We start from the raw sequence: 20,656 nt of genomic DNA on the forward strand, positions 1-20,656 counted from the left end.
GCCCGCCGCCGCCGCGCGCGCGCGGCGATCCCGCCTGCGCGGGGCGCGGGGGCGTCAAGATCGGCGAGCGAAAAAGGATCGGTCAAGGGGTTAAGGCTCCCGCGCGGCTGAAGCGAATCAGTGAGCGCTTACGCATTATGCGCCAAATCGACAGGGTCCCAATCTTTGCGCCTAATATGGGGAGCCGGTCAATTTCGCGATGCGGAAGGATTTGCAAGGAAGCGGACTTAACGGCATCGAGCTCTGTTGCAGAAATCAAGACTTATGGGGTTTCGCTCAAAGACGAATATCAGCCTTCAAAGTGTCCGCCGTCGCATGCACGGCGCCTCCGGGACGAGCAAGAAGTCCCGCCGCCTCCAGCGCGGCGACATCGGCATGCACGCGCCGATATTGGCGACCGAGAGAACGCGCGAGCGCCGAGACGGACGGCTCCGGATGGGCATGCACATGTTTCAGCAACCGGACACGCTCGCCTGTCAGCACCTTCGCCAAGGCTTCCCAGCTCTCGAATACGAGCGCCCGCTCGCGCACCTCCTCGCCGCGTTCAGCGCGCCGCCACGCATCGACAAAGGCCGCCGCGTCATCTTCGAGACCGCCTCCGACGATCAGCTTTACATCGCTCATGGCGCCCTCTCTCCTCTCCTTCAACGGTCACGCAGCGCATGCACATCGGCCAGAAAATCGGCCATCAACTGCTCCGGCGTCGTGAACCGATAGGCTTGTTCAGAGTCGCCATAGTGCCGATGATCGCCTTTGCCTGTCTCGTTGTCGTAGCCGATCAGACGTTCGCCATGGCGACCATAATACAGGCTGTACTTGAAACTGTGCTTTGATCCCGGCACGGCGTTTGGCACGAGCCAAAGCTTCATTTCCACTATGGCGTCGTCATCGTACAAGCGCTTGCGATGTAGGATGAGCGTAGCCGGCGGCATATGACATATATTGTCATAGTTAGGCCTATGTCGTCAAGAGTCACAAGCGCCTATCGCACGCATCTGCTTTGGCCGACGCCGGCAGTGGCGAGCCTGTTCATTGCTCTATAATGTGATCGCTCCCCGGAATCGATTTGGCGCAACGCCGATCCGCGATTTGGAGCATTCTCATGGAACAGCGAAAACTCGGTGACTCCGGCCTCACCGTCGCCCCGCTCGCGCTTGGCGGCAATGTTTTCGGCTGGACGGCGGACGAGGCGACTTCCTTCTCGATCATCGACGCCTTCGTCGATCAGGGTTTCAACCTGATCGACACGGCCGATGTCTATTCGATCTGGGTCGAGGGCCATCAGGGCGGCGAGTCGGAGACAATCATCGGCAAATGGCTGCAGCGCGGCGGCGACCGCGGAAAAATCCTCATCGCGACCAAGGTCGGCATGGATATGAAGTCCGGCGGCAAAGGCCTGTCCAAGAGCCATATCATCCAATCGGCCGAAGCCTCGCTGCGCCGCTTGCAAACGGACCACATCGACCTTTACCAAGCTCACGCCGACGATGTCTGGACGCCGCTTGAGGAGACGCTTGAAGCTTTCGCGAGCCTCGTGCAGGCGGGCAAGGTGCGCGCCATCGGCGCCTCCAACTATGTGGCCTCGCGGCTGACCGACGCCTTGGCCGTGAGCAAGGCCAAGGGGCTGCCACGCTACACGAGCCTGCAGCCGCATTATAATCTGGCCTATCGCGCGCTGTTCGAGGGCGAGCTGCAAAAGTTCTGCATCGCTGAAGGCATAGGCGTCATCCCCTATTACGCTTTGGCCGCCGGGTTCCTCACCGGCAAATATCGCAAGCTAGAAGATATCGAGGGCAAGTCGCGCGGCAAAACCGTCGCTCATTATCTTGACCCGCGCGGCTTCGACATTCTCGCAGCGCTCGACAAAGTCGCGGCGCGCTATAGCGCGACTCCGGCGCAGATCGCGCTCGCCTGGCTCATCGCGCAGCCGGGCGTCACGGCGCCGATCGTCAGCGCGACGAGCGTGGCGCAATTCGACGAAATAGCCAAAGCGGCGTCGATCAAGCTCGACGCGGCGGCGCTGGATCGGCTGGACAAGGTCAGCGCATGAGGCGCATCTTAAGGTAGATGATCGCCCGCGCGGCGCGGCGACCGGCCGAACAGATTAGACGACCTTGCGCGACAGTCTGACCGCCCTTGCTCTTCTGTTAATCCTCATCCTGACCGCCGCCTTGGTCGGACCCTATTTCATCGATTGGAGCGCGGAGCGGGGCGTCATCGAGGCGCGCTTGTCTCAGGCGGTGGGCGCGCGCGTAACAATTCGCGGCGCGGTCGATCTTAGATTGTTGCCGAGCCCTTATCTGGCTGTCGATACTGTCGAGATTGGCGACAACGCCTCGCCGCTGCGTCTTTCCGCTGCAAAACTCCGGCTCGAAATCGCCGTCGCACCGCTGCTGCGCGGCGAGATCGATTTTCTGGAGGCGCAGCTCGAAAAGCCGCGCCTTGATCTGACTCTCGACGCAGACGGTTCTTTTCCAAAGTTGCCTCAACTGCCGGCCTCGGAGGCGAACATCCGGTTCGAGCGCATCGCAATCAGAGACGGGACTTTGGCCGTCCATGATCCCGCCGAGCGCCGCAGCTTCGCCCTTGAAGAGATTGCGCTCGACGCCCAGGCGAAATCGCTGCTCGGTCCATACAAGGGCGATGGCGCGCTTGAAATCGCGGGCGAGAAAACTGCGTTCCAATTTGCAGCCAGCGCAGTTGAGGAAAACCGGGTTCCGATCAAGCTTGTCGTCGATGCAAGCGCCTCACGCCCCCGCGCCGATTTCGATGGCGCCCTATCCTTGGCCTCAGGCGCCAATGGCGGCGTATCGCCAAAATTCACCGGCGCGCTCAAGCTCGAATCCGACAGGCGCGGCGGCATTGGGAGCGCCCCGCCCTGGCGCCTCACGGGCGCGCTTGAGGCCGATGCGCGCAAGGCCCGGCTCAAAACCCTAGAGCTGCGCGCTGACGATGAAACTCGGACCTTGGGCGCGACCGGCGAAGCGGAACTCGATTATTCCGCCGCGCCCAGGGCGAGCATGAGCTTGCGCTCAAGTCAGATCGACCTCGATCATTGGCTTTCCTTCACGGGCGCGCCTGCCACCCCGCAATCATTCGCAAAGAGCATCGCCGCGCTTATGGGGGGTTCGCTCGTCGACGCTACGCCCCTGCCCTGTGTCCTGAGCTGGACCTCCGACGCCGCATCGCTCGGCGGCGAAAGCTTCCGAGATCTCTCCGCGACCCTCGCCTTCGGCGACGCGCAGGCGGCTCGGCTTCGCTTCGAAGTCCATGGGCCAGGCCAATCCCGCCTCTTTCTTGATGGCCAATTGCAATTTGGACAGACGCCGGACTTTACCGGCAAGATTCGCGCGAGCGCAGACAATGCGCCAAGATTTATGAATTGGCTCATGGCGAATGCGCCACAACGAGGCCAAGCGCGCCGCCTGCCGTTTCACGCTGTTGATCTTGCCGGCGAAGCGCATGTCGCCGGCGCCGGCGTTCTCATCAACGATCTCGACCTTAGACTCGATCAATCGAGTTTTACCGGCACGATCGAATATGCGCCCGAGACGGAGACGCGGCCCCCGCGCCTTGCGGCCGATCTCGTCGCGGCTTCGCTCGATCTCGCCGTCCTGCCCGATCTCCGACCGGCGAAGGACCTCCTGGCGCATACGGATCTTTCGCTTCGGCTCGATGCGGACGCGCTGACATTCGGCGGCGCCGGACCGGCCGTGGATGATCTCGGCCGCCTCGACCTCAAGCTCGAGAAGACCGATGAAAAGATCGAGCTCGAAGAGTTCACCTGGGAAGGATCGGGCGGCGGCGTCGTGACCGCAAGCGGCGCGCTTTCGGATCAGGACGCGCGTCTCGACGCCAGAATCGAAGCGCCGCGCCTCGATGCGTTCGCCGCTCTCATCGCCGAGATCGCCCCTAGCCCGGCGCTGGAGCTTATCGCCTCTCATGCAGAAGCCAGTTCGCCGGCGGATTTCAGCTTGATGGCGGAGGCCGCCGACAGCGGCGAGGGGTTTGCTGTCACGGCCCTGACCCTCAAGGGAAAAATCAGCGAGACCCAAGTCGCGGCGACAATCGGCCCGGATATGACGCAGGCGGGGACCATCAAGGCTGCTGCTCGCCTCGACGCCAAAGATAGCCAGGCGCTCTTGCGCCTGCTCGCGCCTTCGGCTGCGACCGACAGGCTCGGCCCGGGTCATGTCGAGATCACGGCGCGCGGCCAGCGTGGTCAACCGTTAGATGCGCGCATCAAGGCCGCGCTCGCAGGAACAGATTTCGACTTTCAGGGGCAGGTGATCGCCGATCTAAAGGCGCCTTCAGCGGCTGGCCGCCTGCGCCTCGCGGGCGCGGATCTGGCGCCTTTGCTGCGCGCCTCCGGGCTCGCTCTGCCGGACCTCACAACAAAGCTTCCCGCCGACATGTCCGGCGCTGTCATCTGGGGCGAAGACGGGATCGAGTTTCATGATTTCAAGGGCAGCTTCGCCGGCGTTGGCCTCGGCGGAACGCTTGCCTATGAAAGACAGTCCAGCGCCGACAAGATGCTGAGCGGAACGATCAACATCGACGCACTGTCCGCCACCGCGCTTTTTAGCTTGCTGCTGGGGCCGCCAGAGCCCGCCAAGGCCGGCGCGCTCTGGTCGAGCCTGCAGTTTCCCGCAGCCTCCTTCGATTTGCCTGCGGGCAATCTTAGTCTGACGGTCGGGCGTCTGGATCTTCTCGCAGGCGTTTCCGCAAAGCCCGCAAAAATGACGCTCGAGATTGCGCCGGGCCTTCTTGGCCTTCGCGATTTCGCGCTGAAGCTCGGAGAGGGAAGCGCGACCGGCGCGTTCGAGCTGCGGCGCGAGGGCGCAACCACGGCGCTTAAGGCTCAGGTCGCACTTGATGATTACGCCTTCGATCTGCCAGGAGGGCGCGGGCGGATCAGCGCCGGCTTTGACCTTGCGGGCGCCGGGCGAAGCGCCGAGACGCTCATGGCGGGGCTCGCCGGCGTGGGGCATGCGACAATCGCCGATTACGTCCTGCCGAACTGCGATCCTTCAGCGCTCGCGCGCGTCTTTGCGGCGAGCGAGCAGAATCGCATCTCGCTCGGACAAAGAGAGGTTTCGCAAGCCTTGGCGAATGAATTCCAGCATGCGGCTTTAGTGCTCGGAATCCGCGATTTCGACCTTGGCGTCGCCTCTGGCGTCCTGCGTTTCTCGCCCACGCCAACCAGCGATCCGAGGCCCGATCCTGTCGCGCAGGATCAATCCGTGACCGCTGCCGTTTCCGCGTCGATCGATCTGCGCGACGCAACTCTCGACGAGCGCCTGACCATCGCCCTGAATGCGCCGGCCAAGGATTGGAGCGGCCCGCCGCCGCAGATTTCGCTGACGCTGAAGGGTCCTTTATCGCATCCGGTCCGCGAGATTGACGCGACTGCCTTCGCCAATGCGCTGGCCGCGCGGGCCATCATGCGGGAAAGCGCGCGGATCGAAGCTTATGAGTCCGACTTTCATGAACGCGCCGATTTCAATGAGCGGCTCTTATCGGAGCAGCGGCGCGAGCGCGAGCGGCTCAAAAAGGAAGAGGCGGCCGGCGCGACAAATTGAGCAGGCCGGCAGGCGGGAGTGCCGAGCGTGCGAGGCTTCAGTGCGGAGACCTTGCCCAATTTAGAACGAAGACTCGAATCGCCGACGAAAGATTGGCGTCGCCGCGTTCGGCGTCGATTCTCGCCACAAGGGTGGCGAGCGACAGGCCGCGCTCGGTGGCGATCGACTTGAGGCCTTCCCAAAACGCGTGTTCAAGTGAGATGCTGGTGCGGTGGCCGGCGATGGCGAGCGAATGTTTGACGATCGCGCTCGACGCCTCGGACTTTGCGTCAGGCTCCATGGCCGTCGGTCGAACCTTCGGGGATCTGGCGTCTATGCCCGTCGAGGCGGCGCGCTTCCGCTGTCTGCGCCGCTTGCGCAGCGTCGCGTTCGCTGCGGCTCCGGCCAAACTTGGTCCGATTGGCCGCGGCTTCGTTTGTAGAGTCCGCCCGCGCCTTGGCCTTGCGGGCGCGGCGAAGATTGACGATCTCGCCCATCAGGTCTTCTTGCGAAAAGCGTCGATCGAAACGACATTGGCTTCGCCCGACTGCGACGCGCCGCCGGCGTTGTCTTCCAGAGACTCAGTCGCGCGGTCGCGCAACCTAGCCTTTTCCGCATCTGGCGCATGCGCCGCCAAAGGGGGCGTCTCGAGCGCGGCGGGCGAATGGCCCTGCTCCTGCGGCGACCCGGCGTCATTGGCGCTGGCCTCGACCGCTTCGTCCTCGAGCTCGAATTTCAAGTCAAACTCGACGGAAGGATCGGAAAAGCGGGTGATGGCGTCGAATGGAATGAGCAGCATTTCCGGGATGTTCTTGAACGACAGGCCGACTTCAAAAGCGTGATCGCTGACGCTCAAGTCCCAGAACTGGTGCTGCAGAATAATCGTCATCTCGTCCGGATAGCGCTCGCGCATCCGCGTGGACAGCCGCACCCCCCGCGCATGGGTGCGAAAGGTGATGTAGAAGTGATGGTCCCCAACGAGCCCGTCTCGCGCAAGATCGGAGAGGACCTTTTTCACGACGCCGCGCAACGCATCCTGGACCAGAACATCGTAGCGGATCAGATCGGTCGCCATGCCATCAAGTCCAAGCAAAGGTTTCGAAGCGCATAAGGTCCAGGACCAAAAAGAAGTGGAGGCTTCTGTTGCCAGGCGCCTCCGAGCCCCGCCTTAGAGTGCTACCCCTAAGGACTTTGATTTCGGTACTATTGCCGCATTACGCAGCAACGGCCACCGGAGCATAGTTGTCGTTGGCAACTATAAAGTTCGGCCCGATGACGGCGGAACCATGCCGAGCGAAAGACAGTCCTTTACACTCCCCGTCGAACCTATTTCGCCCCCGCCAAAACCCGCCTATTCCCTCAAGACGGATTTTGGTGGAGGCGCCGGGTACCGCCCCCGGGTCCGAAGAGCTTATTTCGACGCCGTTTATCGCCGTAGCCGCAAGTGCGCGGCGGATCGAATATAAGCATTGCTGGGATATTTACAAAGGCGAATGGGGCAAAGCCCGAACGAAAGCGGAGAGCAGCTTGGCCGAACTCGCACAAAAAACTATAAAATCAAAGGCTTACGCTATTTTTGAGCTCTGCCTCAGCCTCATCGTGATCGTCGGGGTCGCCATTATTCTCTTCCTCCTGACGGTCATGCTCGCCGCGGTTGCAGATGCGATTCTGGCCCATTGGCCGCTCAGCCGGCCCCTCGAGGAGCGCGTCAGGTCGGCGATCTCGAACCGAAACAGCGAGGCCTTGACCTATCTGGGCCTGGCGGCCTCTTCCCTGACTTATCTCGCCGTCGGCCTCGCGGTTCTGCTCGTGGCGCGCCTTCGCGGCGGCGCTGATTGGCTTGACCTCGTCGCCTGGCGTCCCTGGGTCTCTTGGCTGCGCCGGCGCAGCTTTTGGCTGCTTGTCGGGGCAACGCTAGCCTATAGTTTCGCAGCCGATTTCGCCATCGCCTATTTCTCCCCGGACACGCGAAACTGGCTCACGACGCCGAAGGACGGGGCCGGAGCGGCGCTTCTGGCGCTCCTCGCTGTGGTCTTTGCGCCGGTCACGGAGGAGCTCGTCTTTCGCGGCTGGATCTTCACCAATTTACGCCGCGATTTCAGCTTTGTTACGACCGTCTTGATCAGTTCCGCAGTCTTCGCCGGGATGCACTATGACAGCACGCATGTTTACGCGCTCGCAGTCTTTCCCGTCGGCCTCGCGCTAGGCGCGCTTCGCGAGCTCACCGGCAGCGTCAAATCGTCGATCGCCTTGCACGCCCTGAATAATTTCATCGCGGTCTGCCTCAGCTTTCCCGATTAGCAAGGTTCGCGCATGCGCCCCTATCTCGATCTCCTCGACAAGATCCTGTCCGAAGGCGGGGCGAAAGCCGACCGCACCGGGACCGGAACCCGCTCGATTTTCGGGCATCAGATGCGCTTCGATCTGGCTAAGGGATTTCCGCTCGTCACCACCAAGAAGCTGCATTGGACATCCATCGTCCATGAGCTTCTCTGGTTTCTGCGCGGCGACACCAATATCGCCTATCTGAAGGCGCATGGCGTTGGCATCTGGGACGAATGGGCCAAGGCCGATGGCGACCTCGGGCCGATTTACGGCAAGCAATGGCGCTCATGGCAGGCGCCCGATGGCCGGGCCATCGATCAGATTTCAGACGTCGTAGAGGAGATCCGGCGCAATCCCTTCTCCCGGCGCCTGATCGTCTCGGCCTGGAATCCGGCCGATCTCCCCGCGATGGCGCTCGCGCCCTGTCATTGCCTGTTTCAATTTCATGTCGCCGAGGGCGAGGACGGCGAAAGGCGACTTTCCTGCCAGCTCTACCAGCGCTCCGGCGACGCATTTTTGGGCGTGCCTTTCAACATCGCAAGCTACGCGCTTCTGACCGAAATGATCGCCCATGTCTGCGGGCTTAAGCCGGGCGAATTCATTCACACTTTTGGCGACGCCCATCTTTATCTGAACCATCTGGAACAAGCCCGCCTCCAGCTCGCGCGGGAGCCGCGGCCCCTGCCCCGGCTCGCTTTGAACCCAAAGGTCAAATCGATCTTCGATTTCCGCTTCGAAGACATTGCGATCGAGAATTACGACCCGCATCCCCTGATCAAGGCGCCGGTCGCGGTGTGAGGCCGTCGCTTCTCAGCAATAGCGAAGTCTATGAGCAGGCGTTTGATGGTGCGGCTGCGCACGCCGCCTATGAACGATTTTTGCAACGGTCGACGACGGCGCTGTGGTTGACGGATGCAAAAAGACCAATCGGACGGGTCTTGGTGAATTTCTCGCTTGCACAGGAGAAAAACCCGTTGGCCATCGCCTAATTCCTTCAGGGGCCAGCTTATGAAAAATATACTGCAATTCGCAGGGCGAAACGGCGCGCTGGTCGTCATCGGCGGCGTCGTCCTGGGCTTCGGCGTTCCCGAACTTTCCGATCTCGCAAGGCCTTATTTGGCCTTTGCAATCTTTGTCTTCACCTTCGGCTCGTTCCTCAAGTTCGACCCAAATTCGTTTCGGGTTGAAACCGCCCACGCCAGGCGCACCCTGCTGATGCTGGCCTGGGCCACGTTTGGTGTGCCGCTGGCGGTCTTTTCCCTCATCGTTCTCTTCAAGCCAAGTCCTGGCCTGGCGCAAGGGCTGATCTTCTGGGCGCTCGTTCCGACCAGCCCGGCCTGCGTTCCGTTCGCCGCGATCCTTGGGCTCAACACGACGATCGCCCTGCTCGCCACCATCGCCGCCACCGCGGCGACGCCCTTCTACTTGCCGCCGCTTGCCGCCGCCATGGGCGGATACCAGCTCGCCTTCGATCCGCTCGACGTAAGCCTGCGCCTGGTCATTATCGTCGGCGGAGCCTTCCTCGCCGCCGTTACCGTGAAGCGATTCGCCGCCAGGTTCGTGCGAGAGAATCCCGAAGCGATGACAGGGGTCGCGGTGCTTGCCCTGTTCCTGGCCGGGCTTGGCTCGATGCGCGGGATGAACGCAAATTTCGCGGCCCAGCCGCGCTTGGTGCTGGAGCTCATCCTGCTTTCCTTCGCGCTCCTGCTGGGCTTCCAATTTCTTGGCGCGTTATTGTTCTGGCGCAGCGGCCGGACGCCGGCGTTGACGGCGGGCCTCATCAGCGGAACCCGCACGATCACGCTCGCCTGGGTCGTGCTCGGGAACGATATTGCGCCTCTCGCCGATATGTTCCTTGCCTCCGCCATGGTGGCGAAATACGCAGCGCCGGCGCTGACGAAATGGCTGATTGCCCGGCTTAATGGGGTGGAATTGCCCAAGATCCAAGCTGCCGCGCCGAAGGGATGATCTTCGCTTCGCCAAAGGCTGCGGCCTATTTCACCCCAGCCGCCTTCAAAGCCTTGGCGACGGCGGCCACCCTGCGCCCTTGGAAACGCGCGACGTCGAGATCGTCGGCCGTGGGCGGCGACGCCTCGTTGTGCGAGACGGAGCTCGCGCCATAAGGCGTCCCCGCCTTGTAGAGGGAGGGGTCGGCATAGCCCGTCGGCACGATGATGAAGCCGAGATGGGCCAAAGGATTGTACATGGAGAGCAAGGTCGACTCATTGCCGCCATGGGTCGTCGAGGTCGAGCAGAACACGCCGCCCGCCTTGCCGTTCAATTTGCCTTGGACCCAAAGACCGCCGAGACCATCGATATAGGCTTTGAGCTCGGACGAGATCGCGCCGAAACGCGTCGGCGTTCCCATGACGAGGGCGTCGGCCCATTCGGCGTCCGCCGCTGTCGGCGCGTCATAGCGCGCATTCATCGCCTGGGCCGCCTCAGCCCAGCCCGGCGCGAGCGCCATCACCTCCGCGCTCACGACTTCCCGCGCGCGACGCCGGCGCACCTCAGCACCCTCTGCCTCGGCGCCTTCGGCGATGGCCGCGGCGAGCGCCTCGGTCACGCCCGTGCGGGAATAAAACGCAATCAGGACCTTCACGTCCGCCATAACCCCTCCGAAGTCCAAGATCTCAAAAACGACCGGCCTGGAAATCGGCCATGGCTTCGCACACTTCTTCCCGCGTATTCATGACGAAGGGGCCATATCTCACGATCGGCTCGCCAATAGGCTTGCCTCCTACAAGGAGCGCCCGCGCCCCGGCGGCGCCCGCCGCGAGCCGGACCGATGCGCCGCTGGACAGAACGCCGAGATCGCCGCGCGCGAGCCGATAAGGCGCGACTTCGCCAATTCCCAGATCTCCCTCATAGACATAGACAAAACCCGAATGATCCTCAGGAAGCGGGATTTCGGCGGCCGCCGCATCTCGAAAAACCAGATCGAAATAAAAAGGTTGCGTCGCTCCGGCCTCGATCAGGCCATGTGCGCCTCCGATGTGGCCAGCTAGGATTTTGGCGCTTGCTCCGACGCCGACGTCGGCTGACGGAATGCGCTCGGGGGCAAATTCCTGATAGCGCGGCGGCCGCAGCTTTTCGCGCGCGGGCAAGTTGATCCAAAGCTGGAAGCCGCGCAGCAGGCCCTCTTCCTGCTCCGGCATTTCGGAATGCACGATTCCTCGCCCCGCCGTCATCCATTGCACCGAGCCCGGCCTCAACAGGCCTTCATGGCCTTTGTTGTCTCGATGGCGCATGCGCCCGGCCAGCATATAGGTCACGGTCTCGAAGCCGCGATGCGGATGATCGGGAAATCCCGCGATATAGGCCTTGGGGTCGTCCGAGCTGAATTCGTCCAACAGAAGAAAAGGATCGAGGTCCGGGAGATCGCGCTGGCCGATGATGCGCGTCAATCTCACGCCGGCGCCGTCGCTCGTCGCCATGCCCTGCCCCGACCAGATGACTTTCCGTCCCTGCGAATTCTTCTCGAGGCCGCTCACATGATGCTCCGCGTCAGACAAGCGATAAATAGGCGATCGCGGCGCCCAATCAAATCCCGTCTGGCGGACCATCCCGCACAAAGGCCCCGCTCAGGCTTGCTGAGTTAGCCTCTGCCGTTTGACGTGAAATAGGGTAAAAGACCCCTCCAATCACCATCTTGAGCCCAGCCGGATTCCCCTCGCATGCCGCTTTCCTCCCCGGCCGCCGCCGAGCGCCCGAGCGATCCTCGCGCCTTTGACGCTCCGGCGTCGCTCGCGGTCTCGCTCGCCGAGCCGCACAGAACGTCGATCGGAACCGGAATCATTTGGATGCTGGTCTCGACCGGCCTCTTCGTGTGCCAGGACTCGACGGCCAAATATCTTCTGCACGCCTATCCGGCGACGGAAATCGCCTGGGCGCGCTATTCCATTCATTTGGTTTTGGTGACCTGCTTTCTCGCCCAGCGCGATCCCCGCCTGATGTCGTCGCGCCGGCCGGTTTTGCAGCTCGCGCGCTCGAGCCTGCTTCTCGCCATAACGCTGTTCGGCATGCTGGCGATGCGAATCATGCCTTTCGTCGATGTCTCCGCGGTCATGTCGGTTGCGCCTGTCCTCGTCACCGCTCTCGCGGTCCTCACGCTCGGCGAAAAAGTTGGCTTGACCGGGTGGCTCAGCGTTCTCGCCGGAATGAGCGGCGTATGGGTCATCGTCAGCGAGGCGGGAGTGGATTTTTCGCTTGCGATGGCCTTTCCATTCCTCGCCGCGCTGTGCAACGCCCTTTATCAGATAGCGACCAGAATGCTCCATTTCGCCGACCCGCCGATGACGACCTTGTTTTATTCGGCGGTCGCCGGCGTCATCTTCTGCAGTCCTTTTCTGCCCTTTTACGGAGTCCTGCCAACCTGGGCGGATGCGTCCTTGATGCTGATGCTTGGATTGCTCGGGGTCGCGAGCCATTTCTGCCTCATTCGCGCTTATACGGCGGCTCCGGCCAATATTATCGCGCCCTTCGGCTATACGGCCCTCCTCTGGGCGACCCTGTCCGGCATCGTGATCTTCAATGAGATTCCAAGCCTGCGCACCATGCTTGGCTCGGGCCTGATCGTCGCCGCTGGACTTTTCATCTTTTTGCGCGCTGGCAAAAATTGAGCGCCCTCATTCGCCCGGCCAATCCCGCGGACGCGGCGCTCGTTTTCGCGCTCGTCGTCGAACTCGCCAAATATGAGAGACTTGAAAGCGAGGTCGACGCCACCCGCGAGACCCTCGCGGCGGCGTTGTTTTGCCGGGACCCGCGGGCGTTTTGCGACATCGCCGAACATCAAGGCGAAGCGGTCGGCATGTCGGTGTGGTTTTATTCCTTCTCGACCTTTCGCGGCCGGCATGGGATCTGGATCGAGGATCTTTTCGTCCGTCCGGCCTTTCGCGGCCAAGGCTTCGGCAAGGAGCTCATCGCCTCGCTCGCGCGCCGCTGCGCCGCTGAAAAGCTCGCCCGGCTCGAATGGTCCGTGCTCGACTGGAACGAACCATCGATCGCCTTTTATGAGAGGCTCGGCGCGCGAAGAATGGAGCAATGGACGAATTGCCGCCTCGAAGGGGAAGCGCTGTCGCGGCTCGGCCGGACGGCGCCCTTGCGCCGATGACGGCGCCGCTCGCGATCGTCGCCGCGATCGCCAAGAACGGCGTGATCGGCGACGGCAACCGCATGCCTTGGCGTTTGCCGAGCGACCTCAAACGGTTTCGAGCCATCACAATGGGCAAACCCTTGCTGATGGGCCGCAAGACCTTTCAGTCGATCGGACAGCCTTTGCCGGGGCGCGAGACGATCGTCATTACCCGCGATCGGGATTTCGATCCTTCGGCAGGCGCGGGGAACGCGCCTGGCGTCCACATTGCGCATGAACTCGACGCAGCTCTGGCTTTGGCGCAGGAGCGGGCCGCCGCCATGGACGCCGAGGAAGTCATCGTGGCGGGCGGCGGCGATCTCTACGAAATTTTGATCGATCGCGCCGCGCGCATGCATCTCACTTTCGTTGATCTTGAGCCGCAAGGCGATGTGCGCTTTCCGGCGATCGACTGGTCGGCCTGGGTGGAGGAGCGACGCGTCGCGCCGGAGCCCATGGCCATGGATGAGACAACCTTCGCCTTCGTCGATTTTCGCCGACGGTTGAAGTGGCAAGCAAGGGGCGAATAAACCATCGCCCTTGCGGAACATTGTAGTGCGCGCAAGGCTTCCCTATAAGAACAGCAAGCCGGCGCGATCGGATGCGCGGCCTTGGCTTTTGTTTTGGCGTCTTTTTTGAAGGGAAACCTATGCCCTGGGTCAATGAAGGCGGAAATGGCGGCTCGTGGAAACCGAATCCCGGCGGTCCCTGGGGGCAAAAGCCAAGCTCGCCGCCGCCCGACTTCGAAGACTTTCTTCGCCGCACGCAGGATAAGATCAAACAATGGCTGCCGGGCGGCGGTGGCGGCCTTGTCGGCGGACGCGGCATTCTGGCCTTGGCGCTCGTCGGGGTCATCGCCTGGCTTCTAGCCGGGTTCTACACCGTCAAGCCTAACGAGGTCGGGCTGAACATGATTTTCGGCCGTTACACCGGCAAGACCGGTCCCGGCTTGAACTATAATCTTCCCTACCCCATCGGCGCGGTGGAAAAGCTCGAGGTCACCGATCGCAAAGCGACCAATATCGGCTTCGTCATGCGCCAGGACTTGCGCTCGCCGAATGCGGCGGTGCAAGTCGATCTGCCGGAAGAAAGCCTGATGCTGACCGGCGACGAAAATATCGCCGACGTCAAATTCGTCGTGATTTGGCAGATCGATCCGGTGCGCCCCGAAGATTACGCCTTCAACATCGCCAATCAACGCGAGACGGTGAAGGCGGTCGCGGAGAGCGCCATGCGCGAGGTCATCGGCCGCAGCCAGATCCAGCGCATTCTGACTGCCGAACGCCAGAGCATCGAGTCGGCCGTGCAAGAGCTCATCCAAAAGATCCTGAACGGCTACAAGGCGGGCATCCTGATCCTGCAGGTGCAATTGCAATCGGTCGATCCGCCCGAGCAGGTCATCGCCGCCTTCAAGGACGTGACGGCCGCGCAGCAGGACCAGAACCGCTTGCGCAATGAAGCGGAGGCCTACGCCAACCGCGTGGTCCCCGAGGCCAGAGGCAAGGCCGCGGCGATTGTCCAGGAGGCGGAAGGCTATCGGCTCCAAACCGTCGCCGAGGCGACCGGGCAAGCGTCGCGCTTCACCCAGGTCTATGATCAGTACAAGAAGGCGCCCGACGTGACGCGGCAGCGAATCTATCTCGAAACCATGGAGCATGTGCTCACCGGCATGGACAAGATCATCCTCGACCAGGGCGACCGTGGGCAAGGGGTCGTTCCTTATTTGCCGCTCGGCGCGCTGACCGCGCGACCCGCCGAAGGAGCCCGCAAATGAAGAGCATAGCCGGGTTTGCGGTCATCGCCGCCGTCATCGCCTTTCTGATCGTCTTGACCGCCTCTACGTTCACAGTGCAACAGACTGAACAGGCTCTTGTCCTGCGCTTCGGAGATCCGGTCGCCGGACGCGGCCTCATCACCGATCCGGGCCTCCATTTCAAATTTCCGTTCATCGAAAACGTCGTCTATCTCGACAATCGGATTCTCGACGTCGAGGCGCCGAAACAGGAGGTGCTGGCGTCCGACAATAATCGTCTCGATGTTGACTCCTTCCTGCGCTACAGGATCGTCGATCCGTTGAAATTCTATCAGACAGTCGGCACAACAGAGCGCGCCAACAGCCAGCTTGGCTTCATCTTGAATTCGGCGGTGCGCCGGGTTCTGGGCGAGGCGAACATGACGGACATCGTCCGCGACAATCGCGCCAATCTCATGCTGAAAATCCGCGAACAGGTGAACCAGGAAGGCGGCCGCCTTGGCATAGCCGCTGTCGACGTGAGGATCCGCCGTTCCGATCTGCCGAAGCAGATCTCCGAAAAAGTCTTTAGCCGGATGCAAAGCGAGCGGGCGCGAGAGGCGGCGGAATATCGCGCCCAGGGCTCCGAACAGGCGCAAACGATCACCGCAAAGGCAGATCGCGATGTGGTTGTGCTGCGCGGCGAAGCGCAGCGAAAAGCCGATCAGACGAGAGGCGAAGGCGATGCGGAAAGGAACCGCATTTTCGCCGAGGCCTATGGCAAGGACCCCGATTTTTTCGCCTTCTATCGCTCCATGCAGGCCTATGAGGCCGGGTTGAAGCCGGCGGAAACCCGCATGGTCATCAGCCCGAAGTCGGATTTCTTCCGCTTCTTCGGCGCGCCCAATGGCCAGCCGGCGGCGCCTGCTCCGCAACCGGCCGCGCCGCGCTAGGGCGATTTTTCTTCAGTTCCCCACGTGAAATTCGTAGAAAGCTCGGCCGTCTTATGATGGAATTCGCCGGCCGAGCTTTCCGCTTCGGCGAGTTTGCGAGCAGCCGATGTCCGATAGACCGCCCAACTTTCAAGATGATTTCATCAAGATCGGTTTGAGCGACCCGTTCATCCGCGCCATTGTTGGAATGGTCGCGATCGCCCTTGCCGCCAGCTTTGTGGTCTCAACCCTCGGCGGCGGCCTGAAGGCGGCCCTGGGCGTCGGGCTCTCCCTGATGTTCGGCGTCGTGCTCGTCGTGTTGAGGGTCCTCCTCACGAATGTCAACAGCGTCTTCGTCAAATGGCTGTGCTTCATCGCCTCGGCGATCATCGTCTTTGCTTTTCTCGCTTTGGCTGTGCTTCTCGTTCCGGCTGTCACGATCTGCTGGCCGCAGGTCTATCACGACGACCTCGGGCTACCCGCTTGCTCGATGGCGTCGCCGCAGCAGGCCCAGCGGCCTTTTGCGCCGGTTCCTTATGAGGGCCGCGGCATTTCGATGGACCCCGCGAACAACAAGTTCTGGATAAGGGTCAATTATCGTCCTCCGCGCCAGGCGGACGCCGAACACATCGTTGGCGCCTTGCGCCAGGCCGGCTATCGATCCGATGCGATCGCAACCGAGCTCAATGAGGTGCTGACGGATGATCGGTCCGTCGGTACGTCGCTGGTCAAGACGACGAGCGCGGCGCGGCCAATCGTCGACGAAGTGAACCGCATCCTGACTCTGGCCATCCCATTAAGCAGCGGGAGGATCAAAATCTTCCCTGACGATGTGCGTGAGTTCGCCAATGGCGATATTCAAGTCGATCTGTTCTGACAGCTTGATTGAACCGGCGCGACGCAGCGTCAATTATGGACGGGCGAAGGACATCTCAGACAAGCGTGTTCACGGCGCGCCAGCGCGCCGCGGTCACGCCTGGCTCGAGGGCGAGGCGGCCGACAATATATTCAAGGGCGATCTCGCGCGGCTTCTCTGACTTGAGCGTCGCATTGACGGCGACCCGGTCACTCCCCTCTATGTCGGCGCTTTCGAGCTCCCGAAGGTGCAGGTCGCTGACGCCAAAGCCCTGCACCAGGAGCGCGCGAATTTGCGCTTCATCAACGCCCCGGCAGACGACATTGACGACATAGGAGGTTTCGACCTCCGCGCTTTCGATGGGCTGGCGATTGATCAATTTGACCATTGGCCGAAGCACGAGATTGACGACGGTCACGAGGGCGACGGCCACGATGGCCTGCGCCCAATGTCCCGTGCCGGCCAAGAGGCCGACGGCGGCGGAGCACCAAAGCGTCGCCGCTGTGTTCAAGCCGCCGACATTCACGCCTTCCTTCCAAATGACCCCCGCGCCAAGAAAGCCTATGCCGGTCACGACCTGGGCGGCCACCCGCGTCGGGCTCGTATCGGTGAATTGGCCCGCAAAAACGACGAAAATCGCGGCGCCCAGCGACACAAGCGTGTTCGTCCGCAATCCAGCGAGCCGCTGCCGCCACTGACGCTCAAAGCCAATCACGCCGCCGAGCACGAGAGCGGCGAGAAGATTGAGCGCGTCTTTCTGGAATGCGGGATCCAACGCCGTCATCATCAGCTCTTCTCCAGTCTCGGGAAGTTTTCGCGCGACGGTCACGTTTCTAAAAAGCGCGTTTGCTTCGAAGAAGCCCGCTGTGCGAATCCGCCATTTCGTAGGTCCGCGCGATAGCCGCGCCGTGTGACAGTTGGATGACCAGCGACGGCGGCCCAATCGATTCTTTGCGGCGGCGGCAGAGATAGCGCCCTTCCGGCCGCCTTCGCTTATCAGGCAAATCCGCTTGAAAAAGAGCGTGTTGAGGGGTTGACGCGCGAGGCTGCGAGACTCATTTCAGCACCAGCGGTCCGGCCAATCCCGACTCGCGCATCCCCTAAAGAACAATGGGCAATAGATTTTCAGGCGCGAAGCTGGCGCGGTTCAGCTGGGCGCCTTCATTCCAAATTCCACGCGGCGGCGATCACGTGAGAGGTTCACGGCAAGCCTAAGGGCCGCCTGCCCGCTCACTCACCGCCGCGCCAAGACGGTTGGAGGTGAGCCATGATCACAAAGCTCCTCGCTATTTCCGCCCTGCGTCAGGACGCGAGGACGCGCGCCCACAGCGGCGCCTTTGCTCGAACTCGCGGCGGACACGTTATGCCTCCCGCCGCAACCAATCCATGCGTTCCCCGTCTGAGCAAACCCCTCGAATGCAGGTGGCGGATCGACCCGTTGAGCGGCGCTCTGTCCGCGGTTTGGTTTGACCCCGCCAATCCTGCCGCCCAGAGCTCACCCTCGGCAGACGCGATGGATGTCCGAAGTCGACTCCATAAACGCCATCTGGTCGCGCGGCCTGCGGCATCGACGGAGAGGAATTCGCAAAAAAGGCGATCTGGGCGCCAGGCTCCCGCGCCCTTGGCGCGGGCGCGGGGTGCACGCGAGGCGCGCTGGCGGCCTATAAACGCAAGGAGCTCGGAGAGAGCCTCGACTTGCGCAGTCCTTCAAGCATCGTCGATGCTCCATCGCGCGACCTCCACCCCGCGGGCGTCCAATATCGAGAACCCATGCGGCAGCGGCTTGTGAACCCGCTGAACGATCACATTGGAAAAAAGCGACTTTGCGTGCGTGACGACTTGATCGAGCCGGGTCAAATCGCTCGTCATCCTGTCGAGGACTTCCGGGGCTATTCCCTCCTGACGCGGTCCAACAAATTCAATCTGGAACATTGGAGCCTCCCGCTTGCATTGCGCGCAGCAGCATGTGTTCGCAGATGAAACGAAATCACGCCCCGATCGGTTCAAACTCAACCCCAACTTATTGTCGCGCCTCCGATAGGGCGAAGGCGATGCGCCTTTGAGCGGAGCCTTGACTATTGCTCCGGTCAATGCCTGCTATAGGAACGACAGGATTGATCGGCTGGTTCGATCCGCCGCCATTTCAACAGACAGACGAGAACCTCCGTTAGACAGAGGAACGGCACGGTCGAGTTCCGAAGCCCAGTCAACTTGGAGCTTTTTCAATGACGCCTAAAACAACCGACGCCAAAGCCGGCGCGCCTCGCGGCAGTCTCGGCGCGCTGGCTTTGGGCGCCCTTGGCGTCGTCTACGGCGATATCGGGACGAGCCCGCTCTACACGCTGAAGACGGCGCTTGAGTGGGCGGGCGGGAGCGCGACGCCGGCCGTCGCCTTGGGCATGCTGTCGCTGATTATCTGGACGCTCTTGATCACCACGTCGATCAAATATGTCGCCGTCGTCATGCGCGCCGACAATGAGGGCGAAGGCGGAATCCTCGCATTGATGTCGCTGCTTGGCGTCAAGCACGGCGCCCGCCTCGGCATTATCGCCATCGGGGCGCTGGGCGCGGCCTTGCTTTATGGCGACGGCGCGATCACGCCGGCGATCTCAGTCATGAGCGCGCTCGAAGGACTCAAGCTGCCGTTCCCGGCGATCGCGCCCTATATCGTCCCTCTGTCCGTCATGGTTCTGCTCGGCGTTTTCGCTCTGCAGCCGCTCGGCAGCGCGCGGATCGGCAAATTATTCGGCCCCATCATGACCGTTTGGTTCATCACGATCGGCGCGCTGGGGCTTGGCGGCCTGCTGCGCTATCCGGGCGTCTTGGCCGCGATAGATCCACGCTACGGATTGGACTATCTGTTCACGCATGGCTTCGCCGGATTTCTGGTGCTCGGCGCGGTCTTCCTTTGCGCAACTGGCGCCGAGGCGCTCTACGCCGACATGGGCCATTTCGGGCCGCGCCCGATAAGGACGGCATGGTACGGCCTGGTGTTGCCCATGCTTGTGCTCAACTACGCAGGCCAGACCGCCGCGGTGATCGCAGGCGGGGTCGCCGCGGACGCCAACCCATTTTTTTCGCTCTGTCCGGGGCCCCTCCAGGCGCCTCTCGTGTTGCTCGCAACCATAGCGACGATCATCGCCAGCCAGGCGATCATCAGCGGCGCATTTTCAATGACCCGCCAGGCCATTCAGCTCGGATTATGTCCGCGCCTGAACATCACCCAGACCTCGGCCGAAGGCTATGGGCAAATTTACGTCGGCTTCGTCAATTGGACATTAATGGCGCTCACGCTCACGCTGACGATCGCGTTTCGCTCCTCCGACAATTTAGCGGCGGCTTTCGGCATCGCCGTGTCGCTCACCATGCTGCTGACCTCGATTCTCATGTTCCGGGCGATGCGCGATGTTTGGCGCTGGAGCTTGGCCTTGAGCCTCGCGGCGGCCGGCGTGTTCATCGTCGTGGACTTGTCCTTCGTCGCCGCCAATTTGATGAAGCTCTTCGAAGGCGGATGGGTCCCTCTTATCGTCGCCGCGATCATATTCTTTCTCATGTGGACCTGGCGCGAAGGCCGGGAAGCGATGATCGCGCAATTGGAGCGCGACACCCTGCCGCTTTCTCTCTTCATCAAGCAAGCAGCCGGAAAGCCAAGGGTAGAGGGCGCCGCCGTCTACATGACAAGCCGGACCGATGTGGCGCCGGTGCCTCTCCTGCATAATCTCAAGCACAATAAAGTGCTCCACGAGCGCATCGTGCTTCTCTACGTGACGACAGAGAACGTTCCGCGCGTCGTCGCCAGGCGCCGCATCGAGGTTCGCCACCTCGAAGAGAATTTTCATTCGGTCGTCGCCCGTTACGGCTTCATGGAGCAGCCGAATATTCCCAAAGCGCTCGCCCGCTGCGCCGCCCAGCAGCTCAGCTTCAATATGATGGACACTTCGTTTTTCGTCGGCAGGTTCATCATCGCGCCGGCGAAAGGTTCGAGATGGCGCAGGATCAAAGTCAAGATCTTCGCGATCATGCATCGCAACGCGCTCTCGGCGACGGAATTTTTTGCAATTCCGCCCGACCGCGTGGTCGAGCTCGGCGGCCGGATCGAGATTTGACGGCAAAGCC

The 20,656-nt window shown here is 62.0% G+C and carries 21 protein-coding genes and 1 other RNA gene; 12 read left to right on the forward strand and 10 right to left on the reverse strand.

The annotated features are described in order from the left end of the window. Positions 1 to 276: 276 nt before the first annotated feature. On the reverse strand, positions 277 to 624 hold the full coding sequence (locus tag RZS28_RS18230) for a hypothetical protein (RefSeq protein ID WP_407339134.1): 348 nt from the start codon (positions 622 to 624) through the stop codon (positions 277 to 279). A gap of 20 nt (positions 625 to 644) precedes the next feature. Then, positions 645 to 896, reverse strand: a complete 252-nt coding sequence (locus RZS28_RS18235) for a DUF6516 family protein (protein ID WP_407339135.1) — start codon at positions 894 to 896, stop codon at positions 645 to 647. Between the two features lie 206 nt (positions 897 to 1,102). Here RZS28_RS18235 and RZS28_RS18240 point away from each other — a divergent pair, with 206 nt between their 5' ends. Both RZS28_RS18240 and RZS28_RS18245 read left to right on the forward strand, forming a co-directional pair. Next, complete coding sequence (locus RZS28_RS18240) at positions 1,103 to 2,050, forward strand: aldo/keto reductase (protein ID WP_407339136.1); 948 nt, start codon at positions 1,103 to 1,105, stop codon at positions 2,048 to 2,050. 64 nt (positions 2,051 to 2,114) lie between these two features. Then, on the forward strand, positions 2,115 to 5,582 hold the full coding sequence (locus RZS28_RS18245) for an AsmA family protein (protein ID WP_407339137.1): 3,468 nt from the start codon (positions 2,115 to 2,117) through the stop codon (positions 5,580 to 5,582). A gap of 37 nt (positions 5,583 to 5,619) precedes the next feature. Here the strand turns inward: RZS28_RS18245 and RZS28_RS18250 are convergent, their stop codons facing one another. The 4 genes from RZS28_RS18250 to ssrA all read right to left on the reverse strand — a co-directional run bounded on the left by RZS28_RS18250 (position 5,620) and on the right by ssrA (position 7,053). Further along, complete coding sequence (locus RZS28_RS18250; RefSeq protein ID WP_407339138.1) at positions 5,620 to 5,862, reverse strand: ribbon-helix-helix domain-containing protein; 243 nt, start codon at positions 5,860 to 5,862, stop codon at positions 5,620 to 5,622. After that, positions 5,852 to 6,058: a DUF4169 family protein gene (locus RZS28_RS18255; protein WP_407339139.1), complete on the reverse strand. Its 207-nt coding sequence runs from the start codon at positions 6,056 to 6,058 to the stop codon at positions 5,852 to 5,854. The genes RZS28_RS18250 and RZS28_RS18255 overlap by 11 nt, the downstream gene beginning before the upstream one ends. Beyond that, a complete protein-coding gene (locus tag RZS28_RS18260) occupies positions 6,058 to 6,636 on the reverse strand; it encodes an SspB family protein (protein ID WP_407339140.1) in 579 nt (192 codons plus the stop codon). Before RZS28_RS18260 ends, RZS28_RS18255 begins: the two co-directional genes overlap by 1 nt. A 54-nt stretch (positions 6,637 to 6,690) precedes the next feature. Next, positions 6,691 to 7,053, reverse strand: a transfer-messenger RNA (tmRNA) gene (gene ssrA / locus RZS28_RS18265). A 35-nt stretch (positions 7,054 to 7,088) separates the two neighbouring features. Between ssrA and RZS28_RS18270 the strand changes: the two genes are divergently transcribed. From RZS28_RS18270 to RZS28_RS18280, 3 genes are all read left to right on the forward strand, one after another. Continuing rightward, on the forward strand, positions 7,089 to 7,862 hold the full coding sequence (locus RZS28_RS18270) for a CPBP family intramembrane glutamic endopeptidase (protein ID WP_407339141.1): 774 nt from the start codon (positions 7,089 to 7,091) through the stop codon (positions 7,860 to 7,862). Between the two features lie 12 nt (positions 7,863 to 7,874). After that, a complete protein-coding gene (locus RZS28_RS18275) occupies positions 7,875 to 8,684 on the forward strand; it encodes a thymidylate synthase (protein ID WP_407339142.1) in 810 nt (269 codons plus the stop codon). A 210-nt stretch (positions 8,685 to 8,894) separates the two neighbouring features. After that, positions 8,895 to 9,854, forward strand: coding sequence for a hypothetical protein (locus RZS28_RS18280; RefSeq protein ID WP_407339143.1), 960 nt, complete (start codon positions 8,895 to 8,897; stop codon positions 9,852 to 9,854). Positions 9,855 to 9,879: 25 nt separating this feature from the next. On the opposite strand, the gene wrbA is transcribed toward RZS28_RS18280, so the two are convergent. Next, positions 9,880 to 10,497, reverse strand: coding sequence for an NAD(P)H:quinone oxidoreductase (gene wrbA, locus RZS28_RS18285; protein WP_407339144.1), 618 nt, complete (start codon positions 10,495 to 10,497; stop codon positions 9,880 to 9,882). 22 nt (positions 10,498 to 10,519) lie between these two features. Continuing rightward, complete coding sequence (locus RZS28_RS18290) at positions 10,520 to 11,380, reverse strand: pirin family protein (RefSeq protein ID WP_407339145.1); 861 nt, start codon at positions 11,378 to 11,380, stop codon at positions 10,520 to 10,522. A 183-nt stretch (positions 11,381 to 11,563) separates the two neighbouring features. Here RZS28_RS18290 and RZS28_RS18295 point away from each other — a divergent pair, with 183 nt between their 5' ends. From RZS28_RS18295 to RZS28_RS18320, 6 genes are all read left to right on the forward strand, one after another. Then, entirely contained in the window at positions 11,564 to 12,508 is a 945-nt protein-coding gene (locus tag RZS28_RS18295; RefSeq protein WP_407339146.1) for a DMT family transporter, read from the forward strand. After that, positions 12,505 to 12,999: a GNAT family N-acetyltransferase gene (locus RZS28_RS18300; RefSeq protein WP_407339147.1), complete on the forward strand. Its 495-nt coding sequence runs from the start codon at positions 12,505 to 12,507 to the stop codon at positions 12,997 to 12,999. Before RZS28_RS18295 ends, RZS28_RS18300 begins: the two co-directional genes overlap by 4 nt. After that, positions 12,996 to 13,550, forward strand: a complete 555-nt coding sequence (locus tag RZS28_RS18305) for a dihydrofolate reductase (protein WP_407339148.1) — start codon at positions 12,996 to 12,998, stop codon at positions 13,548 to 13,550. The genes RZS28_RS18300 and RZS28_RS18305 overlap by 4 nt, the downstream gene beginning before the upstream one ends. Positions 13,551 to 13,669: 119 nt before the next feature. Continuing rightward, complete coding sequence (hflK, locus tag RZS28_RS18310) at positions 13,670 to 14,794, forward strand: FtsH protease activity modulator HflK (RefSeq protein WP_407339149.1); 1,125 nt, start codon at positions 13,670 to 13,672, stop codon at positions 14,792 to 14,794. Beyond that, positions 14,791 to 15,705, forward strand: coding sequence for a protease modulator HflC (gene hflC, locus RZS28_RS18315; RefSeq protein ID WP_407339150.1), 915 nt, complete (start codon positions 14,791 to 14,793; stop codon positions 15,703 to 15,705). Before hflK ends, hflC begins: the two co-directional genes overlap by 4 nt. A 106-nt stretch (positions 15,706 to 15,811) precedes the next feature. After that, positions 15,812 to 16,561 carry a hypothetical protein gene (locus RZS28_RS18320; protein ID WP_407339151.1) on the forward strand — a complete coding sequence of 250 codons (750 nt, stop codon included), beginning with the start codon at positions 15,812 to 15,814 and terminating at the stop codon, positions 16,559 to 16,561. Positions 16,562 to 16,616: 55 nt separating this feature from the next. Here RZS28_RS18320 and RZS28_RS18325 read toward each other — a convergent pair whose 3' ends face one another. Further along, positions 16,617 to 17,324, reverse strand: a complete 708-nt coding sequence (locus RZS28_RS18325; protein WP_407341171.1) for an MgtC/SapB family protein — start codon at positions 17,322 to 17,324, stop codon at positions 16,617 to 16,619. A gap of 923 nt (positions 17,325 to 18,247) precedes the next feature. Next, positions 18,248 to 18,472: a hypothetical protein gene (locus tag RZS28_RS18330; RefSeq protein ID WP_407339152.1), complete on the reverse strand. Its 225-nt coding sequence runs from the start codon at positions 18,470 to 18,472 to the stop codon at positions 18,248 to 18,250. Positions 18,473 to 18,765: 293 nt separating this feature from the next. Here RZS28_RS18330 and RZS28_RS18335 point away from each other — a divergent pair, with 293 nt between their 5' ends. Further along, positions 18,766 to 20,646 carry a potassium transporter Kup gene (locus RZS28_RS18335; protein ID WP_407339153.1) on the forward strand — a complete coding sequence of 627 codons (1,881 nt, stop codon included), beginning with the start codon at positions 18,766 to 18,768 and terminating at the stop codon, positions 20,644 to 20,646. Positions 20,647 to 20,656 lie beyond the last annotated feature (10 nt).

It is taken from the genome of Methylocapsa polymorpha (assembly GCF_045689225.1).
In the GTDB taxonomy this organism is placed as follows: domain Bacteria; phylum Pseudomonadota; class Alphaproteobacteria; order Rhizobiales; family Beijerinckiaceae; genus Methylocapsa; species Methylocapsa polymorpha.